21 protein-coding genes are annotated in these 19147 nt (G+C 44.7%); 16 read left to right on the plus strand and 5 right to left on the minus strand.

All coding sequences use genetic code 11. From position 1 onward, the window contains the following. The first annotated feature begins 449 nt into the window (after positions 1-449). Positions 450-929 (plus strand): GNAT family N-acetyltransferase, encoded by a 480-nt coding sequence (locus tag L4D74_RS02835; RefSeq protein WP_428750597.1) that lies wholly within the window; start codon positions 450-452, stop codon positions 927-929. Between the two features lie 22 nt (positions 930-951). Here the strand turns inward: L4D74_RS02835 and L4D74_RS02840 are convergent, their stop codons facing one another. Together L4D74_RS02840 and L4D74_RS02845 are read right to left on the minus strand one after the other, a co-directional pair. Beyond that, positions 952-1251, minus strand: coding sequence for a DUF3301 domain-containing protein (locus L4D74_RS02840; RefSeq protein WP_428750598.1), 300 nt, complete (start codon positions 1249-1251; stop codon positions 952-954). Between the two features lie 9 nt (positions 1252-1260). Next, positions 1261-2310 carry a DUF3549 family protein gene (locus tag L4D74_RS02845; protein ID WP_428750599.1) on the minus strand — a complete coding sequence of 350 codons (1050 nt, stop codon included), beginning with the start codon at positions 2308-2310 and terminating at the stop codon, positions 1261-1263. 117 nt (positions 2311-2427) lie between these two features. Between L4D74_RS02845 and L4D74_RS02850 the strand changes: the two genes are divergently transcribed. The 11 genes from L4D74_RS02850 (at position 2428) to yihG (ending at position 10991) form a co-directional block, all read left to right on the plus strand. Next, complete coding sequence (locus L4D74_RS02850; protein WP_428750600.1) at positions 2428-2727, plus strand: YqcC family protein; 300 nt, start codon at positions 2428-2430, stop codon at positions 2725-2727. A 59-nt stretch (positions 2728-2786) separates the two neighbouring features. Further along, a complete protein-coding gene (truC, locus tag L4D74_RS02855; protein ID WP_428750680.1) occupies positions 2787-3566 on the plus strand; it encodes a tRNA pseudouridine(65) synthase TruC in 780 nt (259 codons plus the stop codon). A 131-nt stretch (positions 3567-3697) separates the two neighbouring features. After that, the gene (gene nrdR, locus L4D74_RS02860) at positions 3698-4147 is read left to right on the plus strand and encodes a transcriptional regulator NrdR (protein WP_250615512.1); all 450 of its coding nucleotides are present in this window, start codon (positions 3698-3700) and stop codon (positions 4145-4147) included. A gap of 24 nt (positions 4148-4171) precedes the next feature. Then, the gene (ribD, locus tag L4D74_RS02865; RefSeq protein ID WP_428750601.1) at positions 4172-5305 is read left to right on the plus strand and encodes a bifunctional diaminohydroxyphosphoribosylaminopyrimidine deaminase/5-amino-6-(5-phosphoribosylamino)uracil reductase RibD; all 1134 of its coding nucleotides are present in this window, start codon (positions 4172-4174) and stop codon (positions 5303-5305) included. A 59-nt stretch (positions 5306-5364) separates the two neighbouring features. Beyond that, the gene (locus L4D74_RS02870) at positions 5365-6018 is read left to right on the plus strand and encodes a riboflavin synthase (RefSeq protein ID WP_428750602.1); all 654 of its coding nucleotides are present in this window, start codon (positions 5365-5367) and stop codon (positions 6016-6018) included. Positions 6019-6163: 145 nt separating this feature from the next. Then, positions 6164-7273, plus strand: coding sequence for a bifunctional 3,4-dihydroxy-2-butanone-4-phosphate synthase/GTP cyclohydrolase II (gene ribBA, locus L4D74_RS02875; protein ID WP_428750603.1), 1110 nt, complete (start codon positions 6164-6166; stop codon positions 7271-7273). A 175-nt stretch (positions 7274-7448) separates the two neighbouring features. Then, complete coding sequence (ribH, locus tag L4D74_RS02880) at positions 7449-7919, plus strand: 6,7-dimethyl-8-ribityllumazine synthase (protein WP_004741508.1); 471 nt, start codon at positions 7449-7451, stop codon at positions 7917-7919. Then, positions 7919-8386, plus strand: coding sequence for a transcription antitermination factor NusB (gene nusB / locus L4D74_RS02885; RefSeq protein ID WP_265675785.1), 468 nt, complete (start codon positions 7919-7921; stop codon positions 8384-8386). Before ribH ends, nusB begins: the two co-directional genes overlap by 1 nt. 91 nt (positions 8387-8477) lie before the next feature. Continuing rightward, positions 8478-9449 carry a thiamine-phosphate kinase gene (gene thiL / locus L4D74_RS02890; protein ID WP_428750681.1) on the plus strand — a complete coding sequence of 324 codons (972 nt, stop codon included), beginning with the start codon at positions 8478-8480 and terminating at the stop codon, positions 9447-9449. Further along, positions 9446-9952, plus strand: coding sequence for a phosphatidylglycerophosphatase A (pgpA, locus tag L4D74_RS02895; protein WP_428750604.1), 507 nt, complete (start codon positions 9446-9448; stop codon positions 9950-9952). The genes thiL and pgpA overlap by 4 nt, the downstream gene beginning before the upstream one ends. A gap of 145 nt (positions 9953-10097) precedes the next feature. Beyond that, positions 10098-10991 carry a 1-acylglycerol-3-phosphate O-acyltransferase, YihG family gene (gene yihG / locus L4D74_RS02900; protein ID WP_428750605.1) on the plus strand — a complete coding sequence of 298 codons (894 nt, stop codon included), beginning with the start codon at positions 10098-10100 and terminating at the stop codon, positions 10989-10991. 80 nt (positions 10992-11071) lie between these two features. On the opposite strand, the gene L4D74_RS02905 is transcribed toward yihG, so the two are convergent. Further along, positions 11072-11314, minus strand: coding sequence for a hypothetical protein (locus tag L4D74_RS02905; protein WP_250615505.1), 243 nt, complete (start codon positions 11312-11314; stop codon positions 11072-11074). A gap of 180 nt (positions 11315-11494) precedes the next feature. After that, positions 11495-11764, minus strand: a complete 270-nt coding sequence (locus L4D74_RS02910; protein WP_428750607.1) for a hypothetical protein — start codon at positions 11762-11764, stop codon at positions 11495-11497. A 364-nt stretch (positions 11765-12128) separates the two neighbouring features. Here L4D74_RS02910 and L4D74_RS02915 point away from each other — a divergent pair, with 364 nt between their 5' ends. The 4 genes from L4D74_RS02915 to L4D74_RS02930 all read left to right on the plus strand — a co-directional run bounded on the left by L4D74_RS02915 (position 12129) and on the right by L4D74_RS02930 (position 16987). Further along, positions 12129-12971 (plus strand): crotonase/enoyl-CoA hydratase family protein, encoded by an 843-nt coding sequence (locus tag L4D74_RS02915; protein ID WP_428750608.1) that lies wholly within the window; start codon positions 12129-12131, stop codon positions 12969-12971. A 260-nt stretch (positions 12972-13231) separates the two neighbouring features. Further along, a complete protein-coding gene (locus tag L4D74_RS02920; RefSeq protein ID WP_428750610.1) occupies positions 13232-14842 on the plus strand; it encodes a methyl-accepting chemotaxis protein in 1611 nt (536 codons plus the stop codon). A 225-nt stretch (positions 14843-15067) separates the two neighbouring features. Beyond that, positions 15068-15550: a YehS family protein gene (locus tag L4D74_RS02925; RefSeq protein ID WP_250615501.1), complete on the plus strand. Its 483-nt coding sequence runs from the start codon at positions 15068-15070 to the stop codon at positions 15548-15550. 180 nt (positions 15551-15730) lie between these two features. Further along, complete coding sequence (locus L4D74_RS02930; protein ID WP_428750611.1) at positions 15731-16987, plus strand: DEAD/DEAH box helicase; 1257 nt, start codon at positions 15731-15733, stop codon at positions 16985-16987. Positions 16988-17553: 566 nt separating this feature from the next. Here the strand turns inward: L4D74_RS02930 and L4D74_RS02935 are convergent. Further along, the gene (locus tag L4D74_RS02935; RefSeq protein ID WP_428750612.1) at positions 17554-19146 is read right to left on the minus strand and encodes a BCCT family transporter; all 1593 of its coding nucleotides are present in this window, start codon (positions 19144-19146) and stop codon (positions 17554-17556) included. Between the last annotated feature and the right edge of the window lies 1 nt (position 19147).

Below are 19147 nucleotides of genomic sequence, written 5' to 3' on the forward strand. Positions count from 1 at the left end.
GAAAGACACAGGAAGGTCATCTTCAGGAAGAAGATTTAGTGACTCAAGGTGAGAGTGGCTAGCACGGAAGTAAGGACAAACGCTGGATGCGTAAAAATCGTCAGGAAGATGATTTAAAAGGACAAGGACACACTCAGGAGAGTGCAAGGATCAACATCAGGATGATGTTCAAGGACACCGCTCAAGGAACAAGTGAAGCGAGCTGACTGGGATGGTTAGCGTCATTGGATGATATGGACACCGCTAGGACGGCGATGCAAGGATATAGCTGAAGGATTCAGCCACTATTACGGATGATGCATGGAGCACCTATAGTAGCCGGACTGCTGCGAGTAAGACTATAGCCCCAATACGCGAGTGTTGGGGCTTTTCTTTTTCCCATACCCACCAATGCCTTTCCTCTTCTCCTTATTTTGTTCTACGCCTGAATGAACGTAAAGGAATGCCTCATGACAATCGCAACACTTAGGACACTTTTAGTCCCTTATACTAAGCATTTGGAATCGGATTTTTTGATGCTGAATGTTTGCGCCAAAAATCGTCAGTATATGAATGGCCCTCATTCACTGCAAACCGCTCGTCAACTTTTTCAAACGCTATTAGAAGAGCCAAAAATATTCGCAATGGCGGTGTTAGATATTCGAACCCGTGATTATTTAGGTCATGTGTTTGTTGATAACGTGAAAGAGCAAGCTGAACTGGTTTTTTTGTTTGATAAACAGTATTGGAATCAAGGGATCGCCACAGAAGTATTGCAGCGTTTTCTGCCGACAGCGAGTCACGAACTGGGCGTGCAGTCATTGACGGCCAACGTTGATGTTGACCATCACTCTTCTATTCGATTATTAGAAAAACTTGGCTTTCAATCTTGTGGCCAAGCTGTCAATGAGCACGGTCCATATTTAATGTTTACCATGACTGCCAGTTAAGTCAAAGATGACGCCATTGCCTTTACATGCGGTACGGCGGAATATGAAAATTCAGAACATAAAACCCTTTCATCACCAGCTTTCCTTGATAGTAGTCGTCACCTAGTGCGGAAAACTCAAATTCATAAATGGTGTGCCAGCCAAACCGACCATTGGCATCTTTAATCTTATGTGTACCGAACGAAACACTGAGCATTTGTAAATCGAGTTCTTTACAGCGACGACTTACCGCCGACTTCGCTATTTCTGATTGGCGCCTTTGCTGCCAAAAGAAAAAGCAAAATAGGCTCAGCGCCAAAATCATTAGAAGGTTATCAATCACAGCCTATCCTTAGTGCGTACGCCCTTGCGTTGCGGCTTGTTGCAAGCCTACGAGAGCAGTAGTGAGTTCTTGTGAAGGGGTTGAATGCAACAAAGGTAATAGCACCATTCTTAAGCTTGGCATCATCACTAAATCGGCAAACAATTGGTTAAACAGCGCTTGATTACCTGTCTGTGCTAAGCGAATGAGGTATTGGTCGGCGATCGTTGTTGTCGTGAGAGGAAGCCAAGCTCTACCTGCAATAGCAATGAGGATCTCTTGGTGACTAAGGCGAGCGCTATTTAGGATGCCTGTCACTAAGGTTTCGAGCTGTTGTGGCTTGCCACCTGCTAATGCACGAACGTAAGCGGACAGCAAAAACAGATCAGCGTCGCTTGATTGGCATTCATCTTGTGCGAGTTCAAATATGACATCAGATAGTTTGTCAGGCAACGCTACATGTTCAAGGGCACCGAGTAGTGCGTATTTAGGTTCGCTAGCAATATGACGTAAGCTGGCACGAACGATTCGACCATTATCGTCATTCGTTAATCGTGCTGCGAGATCAGTAATCCCCTGTAAACCAACACCCTGCCAATTGTTCCAGCCTAGCTTTCCTTGGAAATATTCTTGAGCGTGTGTGTAGTATTGGCTAGTAGGTAAAGTAAGCTCAGCTCTTAATAGGCTATGGAAAATGGCGAGCTTGTCGTCTTTTGGTCGGAAGGTAAACGGGTTGTTTGCTAGCTTTTGCTGCTGTTCGTCAGTCATTTCCTGGCTTAAACGAGATCCCATTGCCTCTAGGACAAATTGGATAAACTGCCCAATATCACCTTGGTTTAATAACCCGCGCTCGTCTAAGTTGAACGTTAAAAACCAGATCCAAGGCTGTTTCTCTTCATTCCAGTATGCTACCGCAAATTGTGCTTTACGTTGAATGGGAAACGGATAAGGTTGGCTGCCTTTTTCAACATTGGCAAATTGCTGGTTATCAATTTTCTGAACACGTCGTGATAGATCGTAGATGTGGTATTGGCAACCACTGTTCACCAGCATGTTTGTCAAAGTATGAAGGGTATCCATGGCGTTGTTCCTAGTACGGTTTGGGTATAGAGCAATAGATGGTATTCTATCGCGAATTTTCAAGGTCATGGTTGCTTTTCATTGGATTAAATCAGCCTGACAACTCAGATATTGAACATGAAGCAACATATTGAAGAATTAAAATGGGCGATGCAGCAACATGGCCTATGGCAGAAGCAATCTCCTGCCGAAGAAAAATTTTTAAGCACGCAGCCGTTTGCGATAGATACATTAGCGCCAGAAGAGTGGTTACAATGGGTGTTTATTTCTCGAATTGAAGCCATGCTTGCCGCCGGACAAGCGCTACCGGCTAATTTCGACATAACACCGTATTTTGAGCAGTCTTGGCAAACTTTGCCACAGTATAATGATGTTATCCACATCCTAAAAAAAATTGATGGAGCGTCCAAGTCGTGACTACCTCGAACAGTACCAGTCACTCTTCTGATTGTGATTTAGAAAACTCGTCAGAAACCGTGAAAGAATCAACGACCACTTTAGCACCGGTTGCCCCGCTAGAGATTGTTTTCCGCGACGAGTATTTGATTGCGGTGAACAAACCTGCAGGTATGCTTGTTCACCGCTCATGGTTAGATAAAGGTGAAACACGATTTGTCATGCAGACGCTTCGCGACCAGATTGGTCAACACGTTTTCCCTTTGCATCGCTTAGATAGACCCACGTCTGGCGTGTTGTTGTTTGCACTATCTAGTGATGTTGCCTCAAAAGCGATGCCTATGTTTGCTGAGCACAAAATGGAAAAGACCTATCATGCGATTGTTCGAGGGTGGATAGAAGAGGGCGATCGCCTAGATTACGCACTCAAGTTGGAATTGGACAAAATTGCTGACAAGTTTGCGAGTCAAGAAAAAGAGGCGCAACCGGCGGTGACAGTTTACGAACCGTTAGCCAAAGTCGAAGTACCTTACTCGACAGGACGATTCCCAACGAGTCGTTATGGCTTAGTCGAGATGAAACCCGAAACGGGACGTAAGCATCAGCTAAGAAGGCATATGCACCATCTTAGCCATCCTATTATTGGCGATACAACACATGGCGATGGTAAACATAATCGATTGTTCCGTGACCAGTTTTCTGCTCGTCGGCTGATGCTTCATGCATCGTCATTAAAGTTCATACACCCGATCCTTGATAGTGAGATTGTTATCAATGCTCGTTTTGATGATGTCTGGATTCGTCTGTTTAATGAATTTGCTTGGCAAGAATGTGAAGCGATTCAGGATTACATGAAGTAATCAAGCCGAGAAGCTTAAATAGTAGATTTCTTAATGGGTTGAATTTCGATAGACTGTCTTAGCAACCTACTATAGCTAACCTATAGTCCCTGCAATCTATATAAATGGCCACTTCAACCCTAGGAGGTGTTATGCATTGTCCCTTTTGCTCAGAAAATGATACAAAAGTCATCGACTCAAGATTGGTAGCTGATGGTCATCAGGTTCGCCGTAGACGACAGTGCTTGGCGTGCAGCGAACGGTTTACCACCTTTGAAACAGCTGAACTAGTGATGCCGAAAGTCATTAAATCAAATGGCAATCGTGAACCATTTAACAAAGATAAAATGGTGGGTGGTATTCAGCGAGCATTAGAAAAGCGCCCAGTGAGCGCAGATGCTATCGAGCTAGCTATTAGCCATATTGAATCCCAACTTCGCGCCACAGGTGAGCGTGAAGTACCGAGTGACATGATAGGTAACTTAGTCATGACTCAGCTTAAAGAGCTCGACAAAGTGGCCTATATCCGATTTGCATCGGTTTATCGCAGCTTTGAAGATATTCGAGAGTTCGGTGAAGAAATCGCTCGACTAGAAGATTAATCGATACAAAAAGGAACACCTTGTATGAAGCAGTCCAACGCAAATGATGCTGGATTTAGTGCTATCGATCATCAGATGATGAGTCGTGCGATAGCATTGGCGTACAAAGGACGTTTTACAACCGCTCCAAATCCTAATGTTGGGTGTGTGCTGACGCTCAATGGGCAGATTGTTGGCGAAGGCTATCACCAAAAAGCAGGCGAGCCCCATGCAGAAGTGCATGCTCTTAGAATGGCTGGTAAGCAATCTTTGGGCGCCACGGCTTATGTGACTCTTGAGCCATGCTCGCATTATGGAAGAACGCCTCCGTGCGCGGAAGGGCTTATTAAAGCTGGTGTCGCGAAAGTGATTTGCGCAATGTCGGATCCCAACCCGCAGGTAGCGGGGCGTGGATTTAGCATGTTGCGTGAAGCAGGAATTGAGGTTCAAGTTGGCTTGTTAGAGGCGGATGCACGAGCATTAAATCCGGGTTTCTTGAAGAAAATGGAAACGGGGTTGCCGTTTGTTCAGCTTAAAATGGCGGCAAGCCTTGATGGACAAACCGCACTAGAAAATGGCCAGAGCCAGTGGATTACGGGACCTTGTGCGAGGCGAGATGTTCAGGCCTATCGAGCGCAAGCTGGTGCAATGCTCTCGACCAGTAAAACCGTGATAGAGGATAACGCATCACTGAATGTACGTTGGCACGAACTGCCAAGTCAGGTGACAAATACGATAACCGCGGTGCAGCTGCGCCAACCTGTTCGAGTTATTTTAGATAGGAAACATCAGTTAACCCCTGACTTAGCGCTTTATCAAAGTGATGGGGCAGTGCTTCGTATCGCCCAATCGGATGGTGATATCAATGTATCGTCGGATGAGAAGGGGCAGCTTTGTCTTGAAGAGACATTGACCAGGTTAGCATCAGAGCAGCAAATTAATCACGTATGGGTCGAAGCGGGCGCAACCTTAGCTGGTGCGTTAATTGAACAACAATTGGTTGATGAGCTGATCGTGTATTTAGCGCCTAAACTGATGGGTGCGGATGGTCGCGGTTTGATTGGCGCTTTAGGTTTACAGTCGATGCAAGATACGATTGATTTAGTGATTAAGGACGTGCGAATGGTGGGTCAAGATATTCGTATCGTAGCCGCTCCACAGTCGCGACTTCGTCAATAATAACGCAATAGACCGCGATATTAGTCTGACCCCAATAAACAACATAGAAATAGAGACAGATGTTTACAGGTATTATCGAAGCAATAGGTACGCTACAAGCCATCACTCCTCGCGGAGAAGATATTAGTATTCATGTTGATGCGGGTAAGCTTGACATGGGTGACGTGAAACTAGGTGATAGTATTGCCACCAACGGGGTGTGCTTAACTGTGACCGCGTATACGGCCACCACATACACAGCAGATTTGTCGGTTGAAACTCTAAATAAGACAGGCTTTGCGCACTATCAAGTAGGTGAAAAGGTGAATTTAGAGAAAGCAATGCTGCCAACGACGCGCTTTGGTGGGCACATTGTTTCTGGACACGTAGATGGCGTTGGCGAAATTATTGATCGCCAGCATGTGGGACGAGCCATCGAGTTCTGGGTTCAGATGCCTCAAGAACTCAATAAATATGTCGCGGAAAAAGGATCGATTACGGTTGATGGTATTAGTTTGACCGTCAATGGGTTACGAAAAAATGCCTTTAAACTCACCATTGTGCCGCATACAACTGAAGAAACGACGATCGATCGCTTTCAAGTTGGGCGCAAAGTGAATTTAGAAGTGGATGTCATGGCTCGCTATATGGAACGCTTACTGCAAAGCCACACGCAGAGCGAACCAGAGTCACGTATCTCAATGGAATTTTTGCAACAAAATGGTTTCGCTTAGTTTAGTGATAAGACCATGTTTAGAGAGACAGCATCGCATAGCGAAACAATGACCGTTTAGAGCGGTATAACGCTTAGTGAAACAGCAAACGTTGAGCAATATGGCAAACGCTGCAACCAAACAAAATGAATAACAGGAATGTGATATGCCAATTAGTACGCCCCAAGCCATTATAGAAGATATTCGATTAGGTAAAATGGTCATCTTGATGGATGACGAAGATCGTGAAAATGAAGGCGACATCATCATGGCTGCGGAACATGTCACGCCAGAAGCGATCAACTTCATGGCAACACATGGTCGCGGTTTGATTTGTTTGACTATGACCAAAGAGCGCTGTGAGCTACTTGGCTTACCGCCAATGGTGCAAGATAACAACGCCCAATACACGACGAATTTTACCGTTTCTATCGAAGCCGCAGAGGGCGTGACTACCGGTATTTCAGCTGCAGATCGTGCACGTACGGTTCAAGCGGCCGTAGCGAAAGGGGCGAAGGCTGCCGATCTGGTTCAGCCAGGGCATATCTTCCCACTTGCCGCGCAAGATGGTGGGGTATTAACCCGTGCAGGGCACACTGAAGCGGGTTGTGATTTGGCAAAGTTAGCGGGTTTTGAACCTGCGTCAGTGATTGTTGAAATTCTTAACGACGACGGAAGTATGGCTCGTCGCCCAGATTTAGAAATCTTTGCAGAAAAGCATGATCTGAAATTGGGTACCATTGCGGATTTAATTGAGTATCGTAATAATAACGAAACGACGATTGAGCGAGTTGCAGCTTGTCATCTTCCTACTGAGTTTGGTGAGTTTGAGCTCGTGACTTACCGCGATACCATTGATAACCAAATTCACTATGCGATGTGCAGTGGTGATCTGACCGCACAAACCCCTCTAGTGCGTGTTCACTTACAAGATACCTTCACTGATATTCTTCGCTCAGATCGAAACTCTGAACGTAGCTGGACTTTGGATAAGGCCATGCAGCGTATTGGTCGCGAGGGCGGCGTTTTAGTTTTGCTAGGTAATGAAGAAACAACGGAATCTATCGTTCACAAGATCAAAGTCTTTGAGCAGCAAGACAGCGGCCAAGCACCAACCATGGCGAAAAAACAAGGCACCTCACGTCGTGTGGGAGTCGGTTCGCAAATATTGGCTGATCTTGGTGTGCATGAAATGCGATTGCTGTCATCGGCCGATAAAAAATACCACGCGCTTGGTGGCTTTGGTTTAACGGTGACTGAGTACGTAACTAAATAGGCGCTAACGTTTTTATCCAGTGAAAACGGAACAAACCGCGTTTAACACATAGATTCAAGCTTCTTCAAGCCTTAAATGATTTAGGTGTGAGGAAGTTTGAGCTAGATATTGATAATTGAGTTGTGCTAGAATCCGGCGATTCTCGCGAGATGAACATAGTTTATAAGGAAAGTATATGAAAGTTATCGAGGGTGGCTTCCCTGCACCAAACGCAAAAATTGCGATTGTTATTGCTCGTTTTAATAGCTTTATTAATGAAAGCCTATTGTCTGGTGCTATCGATACTTTGAAACGTCATGGTCAGGTTAGCGAAGACAACATTACTGTTGTTCGTTGTCCTGGTGCGGTTGAACTGCCATTGGTAGCTCAACGCGTTGCTAAAACAGGCAAGTTTGACGCTATCGTATCACTAGGTACAGTGATTCGTGGCGGAACGCCACATTTTGACTATGTTTGTAGTGAGTGTAATAAAGGTCTTGCTCAAGTGTCACTGGAATACAGCCTACCAGTCGCATTTGGTGTTTTGACTGTTGATACTATCGATCAAGCTATTGAGCGCGCCGGAACCAAGGCTGGTAATAAAGGTGCAGAGGCTGCACTAAGCGCGCTAGAGATGATCAACGTTCTTTCTGAAATCGATTCCTAATGGGGGCCAGTGTGAAACCAGCCGCACGTCGTAATGCACGTCAATTTGCTCTGCAAGCAATTTATTCTTGGCAAATTACTAAAGAAAATGTTGCCAATGTAGAAGAACAATTCTTGTCAGGTGGTAAGTATGATGAAGAAGAACATCATGCCGCAGAGCCAGCGTTAAGCGCACCAGAGACTGACGTTGTGTATTTCCGTGACTTGCTCACGGGTGTCGCGTTGAATCACACAGAATTAGACAGCAAACTGCGTCCATTCGTATCTCGCCCAATGCAAGATCTCGATATGATGGAACTGGCGTTGCTTCGTCTAGCTATGTACGAAATGACAAGCCGTGAAGACGTTCCTTACAAAGTTGTTATCAATGAAGCTATTGAGCTAGCAAAAGTGTTTGCAGCAGAAGATAGCCACAAGTTCGTTAACGGTGTGCTTGATAAAGCCGCGCCAAGCGTACGTAAAAAGTAACAATTAACGTTCGTCTTATCCTAAAAAGGTCAGCATTATGCTGGCCTTTTTTATATACTCTGAGCACCTAATTCTAGAGTCTATTGCCCATATGTCCGGTGAATTTAGCTTAATTGACAAATACTTTGCTCATCAGCAGCAACAGCGTAAAGATGTAATCCTAGCCCAAGGTGATGATTGCGCTATCGTGGCCCCCGCACAGAATAGCCACATTGCAGTTAGCACAGACATGCTAGTGTCTGGCACTCACTTTCTCGCAGATGCAAACCCTGCTCATATTGCCCATAAGGCGTTAGCGTCAAATATTAGCGACCTTGCTGCCATGGGAGCCTCTCCTGCATGGGTATCCATGGGGATCGCGCTTCCTAAGGTTGACGACGCATGGCTCGAAGTGTTTACCACAACCTTTTTCAAACTGGCTGATTATTACGGCATACAATTAATCGGTGGCGATACGACAAAAGGTCCATTGTCGATTACGCTGACCGTTCAGGGAACACTGCCCGAAGGTAAGGGGCTCACTCGCAGTGGTGCAAATGTAGGTGACTGGATTTACGTAACGGGGACGTTAGGTGATGCTAAGGCCGGGTTAGATGTTATTTTACAGCAGCGTATGAGCGACGATGCAACGCTTAATGAGCATCTGGTGGAGCAACACTTTATGTCTACTCCTAGAGTGCTAAGTGGTATGGCACTAAGAGACATTGCGTCTTCTGCTATCGATATTTCAGACGGGCTTGTCTCCGATCTTGGACATATTCTAGCTCGCTCTGACGTAGGGGCGCGAATAGATGTTGCTGAGCTACCTATCTCACCTGCATTGACGGCCTTTTTGCAACAAGAGGATGAGAGACAGTACTACGCCCTTACTAGCGGTGAAGAATATGAACTGTGCTTTACTGTTCCGGAAGCGAACCGCGGGCAACTAGAGGTGGCGCTTTCGAACACGCCATTTCGCTGTATAGGCAGAATAACGGGCACTCGCCACTTAGAACTGCATCGCAATAATATCCCTTTAGACTGGAACGTAAGTGGATTTGACCACTTTAAGGTAACCGTATGACCAACCCATTGAGCCTGATTTCGTTAAAAAACCCTTGGCACCTGCTAGCGACAGGATTTGGCAGTGGTCTGTCTCCAATCATTCCCGGTACGATGGGGACGTTAGCGGCAATTCCATTGTATCTTTTGTTGGTGCAGCTACCATTTAGTCTTTATGTCGTCTTGGTTGTGGCATCTTGCTTTATCGGCGTGAAAATTTGTCAGGTGACGTCTGATGATATGGGAGTACATGATCATGGCTCTATTGTCTGGGATGAGTTCTCTGGTTTTTGGATTACCATGATGATCGTGCCTGCATTAAACATTCCTGTGGATGAATGGAAGTGGCTGATAACGGGTTTTGTGCTGTTTAGATTTTTTGACATGGTGAAACCGTGGCCTATCGGATGGCTAGATAAACGGGTTCATGGTGGTGTAGGCATTATGATTGACGACATTGTTGCTGGTGTGATGGCCGGGCTTTGTCTGTACTTAGTGGGTCACTTCTCTGGTTGGCTATCTTAAAGCGAACGTAAGTATTAGAGTTTTTGCCCTATGAACTCATAGGGTTATTTTCTCGATTAATTGTTAAGTAGGGACAAAGCTTTACTATACTGAACTGAAAAAATTGTTATTATTAGCCTCCCTTTTTGAACTCGTAACAAGATGTATGCTTAGTAATCTGCGTTTATTGATCAACTCACTTCTCGTCATATTGAACACGGCGGTTACCGCAGTCGTGGTTTCAACACTTTCTATTATCAAATTGATTTTGCCACTTCATCCAGTGCAAAAGACCATGACGAGTTTGGCAAATAAGCAAATGTGGGTATGGGCAACCGTTAACCTCTGGTTGTTAAACGTAAACAATAACATCGACTGGCAGATAGAAGGGGGCGAGGAGCTCACGCCTGAACAATGGTATATGCTACTTTCAAACCACTTGAGCTGGACCGATATTGTGATTATCAGCTCGGTAATGAAAGACAGAATGCCAATGTGCAAGTTTCTACTAAAGCAAAGCTTGTTGTACGTCCCTTTTGTTGGTTTGGCTTGCTGGGGGCTAGACATGCCGTTTATGAAGCGTCACTCGCAAGCTTACCTCGTTAAGCACCCAGAGCGTCGTAATGATGACTTTAACGCGATAAAAAAGGCGTGCGAGAAATTTCAGCATGTACCCACCACGATGATCAGTTTTGTTGAAGGTACCCGTTACAGCCCTGAAAAGGTGCAAACAGGTAAAACGCCTTATCGTCATCTACTCAAACCTAAAACAGGTGGTGTAGCCTTTACCCTAAACGCGATGAATCAACTGTTAGATGGCGTTGTTGATATTACCTTGGCCTATCCAGAAAACCGCGAAAGTCCGTTTGAAGATTTGCTTAAAGGTCGATTAACCAAAGTAGTGGTTAAGATAGAGGTTTACCCTATGGATGAAAATCTAAGTGGGGATTACTTTAAAGACAAAGCGTTTAAACGTCGCTTTCATCACTGGTTAAACGCACTTTGGAAGCGTAAAGACGAAACGCTGGAATCAATTTATCAGAATAATGGTTTGAAGTAAGCGAATACTTACCTGTCACTGTTTAGTGCGAATATGAATTATAAAAAAGGTCTACCGCGAGGTAGACCTTTTTTATTTAATTAAGCGATAGATAGTCTAGGAATGACTCGACAACGCTTTTCTTCTTCATTGATGTGCAATGAGACCGCATGTGTGTGGTAGTTGTCACCGCTCTTCCAAACGGTTTCTCCGAATATCTGACACAATTCCATATCAGAAATAGATCCCTTCATTTCTCGGTAGGCGACAGCTGAGATGATCTTTTGCTCTAAGACTTTAGGGCAAGATTCAACTAGCCAACGACTCACTTGAATATTCGGCAAAGCACGCTCCTTGTGGTCATGTTTTCGTCATCGCTGACCACACTACCACTGCCATATTCATGGATCAAGTTGAACTTGATCACATTTTTTGGCCGAATTCGGTGCTTACTTGTAACTTGTTGTTAAGTATATAATAAACAAAGTGCATAGGTGGTAAGGTCGAACGTCATCACGGCTAATCTACACGGATAGCTTTTCGAGATTGGATACTTTTTGTTGGCGACGGCGTAAATGAAAGATCCCTTTGATATGTGGTAGTAGCCACAATACAGAGATGAGTGCAGCCCATTCACTTACGATCGACAGTAAAGCCGAGCCTGCTAAGCTATCTAAGCCAACGTAGCTAGGCAGGACCGAATAAAGCAGTACAAAAGTAACAACGGTGAATAGAGCCGACAACCAAAGAGGGTGTGATTGATTGATATCTTTATTGCTAGAGTCATTTGACATTGGATAGTGTTCCCTTTTATCCATTACTACCAGCCCATTCAAACAATTCCTCGTGATAACACAAGTTGATAATCATATTAATTGGAGATACTGCAAATAATCACGGCTTACTTGATTCATAATTAAGCGAGGCAGTCACAAAATGACAAAGGAATATTACGGTGAGCGTTCTGCTCAATGTCTCAGTTTGAGTAAATACACTAATTAATTATCGGTGAGTGTCTACACTTTCCTCATCGGCTTTTTATGAGCAAGTAAAGTCGAGTTATGTCTTATTAAGTGGTAACAGATCTATCGTCCGCGGTAGCGGCAGTCCGGTTAGAATTCATGGCTGTCAGTCAACCGCACGCAAAGAAGGTGGAATATGAAATCTGAATCTCTTCATGATTCTAGCAAGGAATATAACTATCGACATATTGAGGTTGTTAGACGGGGTGATGTCATCATTATAGCGTTGAATCGACCAGATAAACTCAATGGTGTCGATATGATCATGTTTGACGAGTTAATTGATATCAGTCGTCGCTTAAAGCGAGATCGTCAGCTTCGCGCGGTAATTCTGACGGGTAATGGTGACAACTTTAGTTCTGGTTTAGATTTTAGTGCCATGATGGCCAATAAACGGTTTGCCGCTCAACTGCTTTTTAAAGTGTGGCCAGGAAGTGCTAATCGAGCTCAGCAAGTTAGTGCTAATTGGCGAGCGCTATCGATTCCTGTTATTGCTGTCATTGAAGGTTACTGCTGGGGAGCGGGTATGCAAATTGCGTTGGGCGCTGACTTTCGAATGTGTTCACCCAACGCGAATCTATCTATTATGGAATCAAAAATGGGCTTAACATCCGATATGGCAGGCTCTCTTGGACTTAGAGAGGTGATGGCAAAAGACCAAGCGATGAGAATTTCCATGTGCGCGACGCAACTTGATGCGACGCGTGCATTAGAGTTGGGATTGATCACCGAAATCCATGATACACCGATGCAGGCCGCTGATGAGTTATGCCAAGAGATCGCTCTTAAATCGCCAGATGTTACGGCTGCAATCAAGCACATCTACACTCGCTATTGGACTGCCCCTGCATGGAAGTTACTCGCCTATGAAACGTATAGCCAAATTCGAATTATGCTGGGCAAAAACTTCAAACAAGCTCAAAAAGGCTTGCGTAATAAAACAGCGGCCAATTTTAAAAAACGACAGAAATATTGGTAGGCAGTGCCTTAATATGGGCAAATAAAACCTCAATATTGGCCGATAAAACCGTAATAGTAGTCTGTGATATCTTTGTTAGTTTATCTAAAAATGACCGCACTTATTGGCGGTAGCATATGATTTTCAATGGGATACGAATGTTCCCACTATGGGAAGAGGCGTGTTAACTGTTTCCCATAGTGAGCGACTTTACCTAGTGATTATATCAAATTAGCCTTATAATTCTCGAAGAAAAATAAGTCTATTGATAGGTAGTTAGTGTGAAGTGGTCAGTTAAGAATAAGTTGTACGGCGGTTTTTTTGCGGTGTTCGCAATTATGTGCTCTGGGTTAAGCATTATTTGGTTTGAAGTGACCGCTTCAGAGCAAGTTGCGATAGAAGCGAGTAGTGATGATGTCCCTGAGCTTGAGCAGTATCTTATTTTGATTGATGAGATTGGCGATGTCTATCGTAGTTCACTTGAAGTGATACTGGGTGATGCTCAGGCTGTCCAAGCGTATCGAGACAACCTAGCCAGTGCCCATGCAGCGTTTACGGAGCTGCGACGCTTAGAAGCGAGCAACCGGGCCGATAGCTTGATGTTGAAAGAAGGTTTGACGCTGCTGCAACGTTATACCGATAGCTTTGAAGCAGAAGTTATGACGTCTGTTTCTGAAGAACGTATCTCAGTTAATTTTGATATTACCAAACAACTATTTCAGCAGTATTTAGTCCCGCTAGAAAAGGCGCTTGATGAGGCTTCTGCTTCAGAAAAACAAGATACTTATCAATCTCTGAATGGTCTAGTCGATTCGTTCAATGTGATCTTTTTGACTATCATTATTTCAGCAATATTCGTATTGGTAGGCTCCATCGTAGTAGCTTATCTACTTTCTAACTCTATAGTTCGTCGTGTTTCGGTATTAAACGACATTGCTCGTCGTATTGCTAATGGTGATTTATCGAATGCGAAAGTGAAAGATGACGCAAGTGATGAACTGTCGACTCTAGCGCAATCTATTAATCAAATGCAGCAGTCGCTGGCTGACTTAATATGTTCGATCCACTCTGTCAGTGCTGACGTTAAAGAGGCAACCTATGAACTAAGTGCGATTAGTGAGCAGATGGTTGTTGGGGCATCATCGCAGTCTGACAAAGCGACATTGATAGCGACAGCTTCAGAGGAGCTTAGCTTAACTATTTCTGAAGTCGCCCAGCAAGGTAACCAGACCTATAGTGAAGCGCAGCGTTCAGAGTCGTGTGCGGTAGAAGGGCGTGAAGTTATTTCGGGAATGGTCGAGAGTGTTCAGCAAGTGTCTATCCAAATGCAAGAGATGTCATCTCAAATGAGCGCCCTCGGCGAGCATGGTCAACAAATTGGAAGCGTTATTAAGGTGATACAAGAGATCGCCGAACAAACCAATTTATTGGCACTGAATGCAGCTATTGAAGCGGCAAGAGCGGGTGAATTAGGCCGTGGTTTTGCTGTCGTTGCGGATGAAGTTCGAGCCTTGGCAGAGCGTACGACACGTGCGACGCAAGAAGTGGCAACGTTAATCCAATCAATTCAATCAGGAACTGAGCAGGCAGTCTCGCTTACGGTTGATAATTGTCAGCTGGTTGAGTTGGGAGTAAAGCAAAGTGAAGGGGCAATTGGCGCACTTGAAGAGATAGTTTCAGGCGCGGGCAATGTCCAAAATATGATTAACTCCATTGCGACAGCAGCAGAAGAGCAAACAGCAGTGACAAAGGAAATAGCATCGGATATTTCCTCGATTAGTGATATCTCAGATCGTACATTAGAACGAGCCCATTCCAGTGCTAAGCAGGTAGATGAGCTCAACAAGAAAGTGAACGAACTTGAGCACTTAGTTGCGCGGTTCACGTTGTAGCCCGGTCAGCGGTTAAACGGAAGCCATTCAGTGTGTAGAGAACTAAGCCATGTCTGAATAATTCGTTCTCAGACATGGCTTCATCGTCGAATCAGTGCTTAAATAGGTAGGTAGTCAAACACGGTTGTGTTAGGCTTCGCGCTCGACTTTCAAGGTCAGTGGTACATACTGCTACACCCTCTGTGTTACTGACTATGCTGATTACTTTCTTGTTTGGAATTTATTTTGACTAATAACGATATTTTACGCCGTATTCGCTATACCTTTGACTTTAAAGACGCAGAAATGATTGACGTGTTTGCAGCGGCAGAGCACAAAGTGACACGTGAACAAGTGTCGAATTGGTTAAAAAAAGACAGCGATGATAATTATAAGTCAGCAAGCGATACAGATTTAGCGATTTTCTTGAATGGCTTAATTAATATTAAACGCGGTAAGCGCGAAGGTGCGCAACCTGAGCCTGAAAAGCGCCTAACGAATAACATGATTTTCATGAAGCTTAGAATCGCGCTAAACATGAAAGCAGAAGATATCTTAGATGCCCTACAATCGGTAGATTTTAATCTAAGTAAGCACGAATTGAGTGCGTTTTTCCGTAAGCCAGACAATAAGCACTATCGTGAATGTAAAGATCAGATTTTGCGTAACTTCTTAATGGCGATACAACGCCAGTTACGTCCTGAAGACAAAAGCGAATACCAAGATTAAGCTTGTAAGTTAAGTCAGTTAAGCAGCAAAAGATGCAATGTCTTTTGCTGCAATGCTGGCTTACCTATTCCTCTTAGTTCTCACTGATATTCGCTAATTTACCCTCATAGTGGTTGCTGTAGACCACCAGACGCAACACCGAGAGTACCCACTCACTTTTCTCCTACGATGAACTTGATTATGCCTTTTAAAACCTTCAATTTTAACTCTAAGCTGACTACCGCTATTGCGAAGATGTACCCGTCGCCGACTAAAATTCAATCGTTAACATGGCCACAGGCATTATTGGGTAAAGATGTGTTAGCGATTGCTCAGACAGGCAGCGGTAAAACCATGGCTTATGGTTTAGCATTAATAGAACGATTGTACAGAGAAAGGGCAGCGGCGGGTGAAGAGAGCGCTGATAGCCATCAAAACGTCAGTGGAGCAGTGGTTCTTGTACCGACACGTGAGTTGGCGATGCAGGTGAATGATGCTTTGGCGCCGCTGGCGAAAAGCCTATCTCAGTCGTCAATTGTACTGTGTGGTGGTGTGGATATTGATGCCCAAAAGTACCAGTTAGAGCAACACCCGACCATGATCATTGCCACTCCTGGACGCTTACTTGACTTGATCAATCAACAAGCGATCCGGCTAGGCGATATCAAGCATGTCGTGTTGGATGAAGTAGACCGTTTGCTTGATATGGGATTTTGGCCGGATGTACAGAGCATTTTGCTTGCTTTGCCAAGTCAGCGCCAAACGATGATGTTCTCGGCGACGTTGCCCGATGCATTGGAAAAAAAAGTGGCGTTGCTACTCAATGAGCCAGCTCGCGTACAAAGCCATGTGACCAACAGCGTAGTCACTGACGTTCAAGAATCCTTATACCTAGTAAATAAAGGCAGCAAAGCCAATGTCTTGATTCAACAAATTAAAGACAATCAGTGGCAGCAAGTTTTAGTGTTTATCGGTGCACGAGATAATGCCGACGCTTTATGTAAAAAGCTATCTAAGGCTGGTTTTAAGACAGCCGCGTTACATGGCAATAAAGATCAAGTAGAGAGAGAGCAGACTTTACAGGCGTTTAAAGAGCGCAAGGTGCAAGTGCTTATTGCCACCGATTTACTCGCTCGTGGCGTACATGTTGAACAGCTGCCAGTCGTCATCAACTATGAGCTACCTGCAGATGCGTCAGTGTATGTTCATCGTGTCGGTAGAACTGCGCGTGCCGGCCAATCTGGCTTGGCAATTTCTCTGGTTTGCCATGGTGAAACAGGTTACTTGGACGCCATTAGAACACTGACAGAGCGCTCATTACCTTTGCAACAACTTGCCGAATTTCCAGTGACAGATAAGCCAGCTTCTACAGAAAGTAAACGTCCAAAAAGAGACAAACAAGCCAACCGCCGCACCAATAAAAAAGGCAGCGCGAAGCAGTTTAAGACTAAGCGTTAGGTAAGACCACAATCGCTATCTAAGCTAGGCATGTAACATTGTTCCCTCTACGCATAGGCTGCGTAGAGGGAACAATGTAAATACTATTTAATGATTAAAGCTCTCCTACAAACCCTGCAGCGATATAACTCCTTAATTCGCTTTATTCGTCGCTGCCACGTTGTCCGACGTACCCTGACCAAGTATTCATTGTGTTCACACATGTAAATCATCCTGAGAAATAGTAATTTTTGTCACTTTGCTCTTACTGATAAAGAGGTCGTGATCTTTGTTCCACTCTTATTTTTCCTAGAAAATTATGTCATTCATATTCACTTGTGTGAATAGTCAATATGCGTGTTATTTACTAATACTATAGTGTTATATAGCAAGGCATTCGCAGTGCCAATATCTCGGGTGGTAAGATTGATAGGGTGATTGTAGTTGTGGTTTTCGAAGCTATTTAGTCATGGAGAACAGCAACACTCAGAATGAGTAAAACGAGGTAATACAATGAGAAAGCGAGATATAGCTGTTAATGAAGGATTATAGAACCTCAACACCGGGTGTTGAGGTTCTGGGCAGAATTACAGATGTTGTGCTTTTGCCATTTGATTGGCTATTTTCGGTGCGTACCATAGACTTGGTGCAATGATTAGCGAGGCTGGAACTGCCGTGATCACAATAAATGATTGCAGTGCCGAGATGCCGCCACTTCCCATTGAGATAAGAACGATCGCGACCGCCCCCATCAGCACACCCCAAAAGGCACGAATGACCGCATTAGGTTCTTCATCACCACTGATAACCATAGTGATGGTGTATGTCATGGAATCACCCGTTGTCACGATAAATGTCGTGGTCAGCACTAGGAACAAGACTGAAATTAGCGTTGGGAATGGCAATTGTTGCGTAATCGCCAATAGTGCGCCCGGCATGTTAAAGCCTTCAAAACCTGCTTTGATGATACCAGGTGTCGCCAGTTCGAACGCTAGCCCAGAGCCACCGACAATGGTGAACCAGAAACAAGTGACTAACGGAGCTGCAATACTAATAGACAAGATCAATTGACGAATAGTACGTCCGCGAGAAATACGAGCGATAAAGATCGCCATCATTGGTCCATAGCCAATAAACCAGCCCCAAAAGAATACCGTCCACCAACCAAGCCACTCTGGGTCGCCACGATAAAGTGCCATAGGAACAAATTGATCAATCATTTGTCCTAGGCCCTGAACATAACTATCAACAATAAAGCTTGTTGGTCCGGCAATCAGAATAAAGCCAATAAGCGCTGCAGCAAGGATAATGTTGTAGCGGCTGATGATTTGAATGCCGCGATTAACGCCACTTAATGCTGATAAGGTATAGAACACCATCGCAAACACCACTACCGTTGCTTGAGTTGCAAAAGTATCTGGAATGCCAAACAGTTCTTGCAGTGCGTAGCTGATTTGCAAGCCAAGGAAACCGATAGGTCCAATGGTGCCTGCCGCTACAGCAATAATGCTAAGCGCATCAATGGTGTTGCCAAGCCAGCCAGTGATAACACGTTGACCAAATAACGGATAAAGCAATGTACGTGGCTTAAGAGGCAAGCCTTTGTCGTAATGCAGGTGCATGAGAACAACGGAAGATAAGCAGCCTAGTACCGCCCAAGCAAGAAAGCCCCAGTGAACAAAAGATTGCGACAGCGCATTAATCGCGTTGGTGTACGGATCTGCCGAGCCAAATAAAGGTGGCGCAGAAACATAGTGCGCAATCGGCTCTGCTGCGGCCCAAAATACGCCGCCACCTGCAAGTAAGGTGCAGAGGATGATTGAGATCCACTTGAAGTTTTCTACATTTGGTGCTGCAAGCGCGCCGAGCCTTACGTCACCCGTTTTACCAAAGCATAGTGCTAGGCCAATGACAAAGTTAGCGAGAAGGAGTATTTGCCAGAAGGCACCAAAGTATTTCGTGGCCAGTTGAAAGCCAGAATCGACAACAGAGGAAAGTGCGACAGGGTGGGTTAGAGCAAGTAAAACAAATAACGTTAGGAAAGAGCCACTGATCCAAAATACTGGATTGTTCATTTCCAGTTTATCAGCTAGCTGTTTCAGTCGTTCGGGCGGATGAATGGCGTCATACGCTGAGCGAGAAGCTGTCGAAGAGTCTACGACAGTATTAGAATTTGGCATT

This window comes from Vibrio cionasavignyae, from assembly GCF_050337155.1.
Lineage (GTDB): Bacteria > Pseudomonadota > Gammaproteobacteria > Enterobacterales > Vibrionaceae > Vibrio > Vibrio nomapromontoriensis.

Excerpts from the sequence above, each read along its gene's own strand:
- L4D74_RS02835 (WP_428750597.1), top strand. The coding sequence starts at position 450 with ATGACAATCGCAACACTTAGGACACTTTTAGTCCCTTATACTAAGCAT.
- L4D74_RS02915 (WP_428750608.1), top strand. The coding sequence starts at position 12,129 with ATGAAATCTGAATCTCTTCATGATTCTAGCAAGGAATATAACTATCGA.
- ribBA (WP_428750603.1), top strand. The coding sequence starts at position 6,164 with ATGCCAATTAGTACGCCCCAAGCCATTATAGAAGATATTCGATTAGGT.
- L4D74_RS02935 (WP_428750612.1), bottom strand. The coding sequence starts at position 19,146 with ATGCCAAATTCTAATACTGTCGTAGACTCTTCGACAGCTTCTCGCTCA.
- L4D74_RS02850 (WP_428750600.1), top strand. The coding sequence starts at position 2,428 with ATGAAGCAACATATTGAAGAATTAAAATGGGCGATGCAGCAACATGGC.
- nusB (WP_265675785.1), top strand. The coding sequence starts at position 7,919 with ATGGGGGCCAGTGTGAAACCAGCCGCACGTCGTAATGCACGTCAATTT.
- L4D74_RS02870 (WP_428750602.1), top strand. The coding sequence starts at position 5,365 with ATGTTTACAGGTATTATCGAAGCAATAGGTACGCTACAAGCCATCACT.
- nrdR (WP_250615512.1), top strand. The coding sequence starts at position 3,698 with ATGCATTGTCCCTTTTGCTCAGAAAATGATACAAAAGTCATCGACTCA.
- ribD (WP_428750601.1), top strand. The coding sequence starts at position 4,172 with ATGAAGCAGTCCAACGCAAATGATGCTGGATTTAGTGCTATCGATCAT.
- thiL (WP_428750681.1), top strand. The coding sequence starts at position 8,478 with ATGTCCGGTGAATTTAGCTTAATTGACAAATACTTTGCTCATCAGCAG.
- pgpA (WP_428750604.1), top strand. The coding sequence starts at position 9,446 with ATGACCAACCCATTGAGCCTGATTTCGTTAAAAAACCCTTGGCACCTG.
- yihG (WP_428750605.1), top strand. The coding sequence starts at position 10,098 with ATGCTTAGTAATCTGCGTTTATTGATCAACTCACTTCTCGTCATATTG.
- L4D74_RS02845 (WP_428750599.1), bottom strand. The coding sequence starts at position 2,310 with ATGGATACCCTTCATACTTTGACAAACATGCTGGTGAACAGTGGTTGC.
- L4D74_RS02910 (WP_428750607.1), bottom strand. The coding sequence starts at position 11,764 with ATGTCAAATGACTCTAGCAATAAAGATATCAATCAATCACACCCTCTT.
- ribH (WP_004741508.1), top strand. The coding sequence starts at position 7,449 with ATGAAAGTTATCGAGGGTGGCTTCCCTGCACCAAACGCAAAAATTGCG.
- L4D74_RS02930 (WP_428750611.1), top strand. The coding sequence starts at position 15,731 with ATGCCTTTTAAAACCTTCAATTTTAACTCTAAGCTGACTACCGCTATT.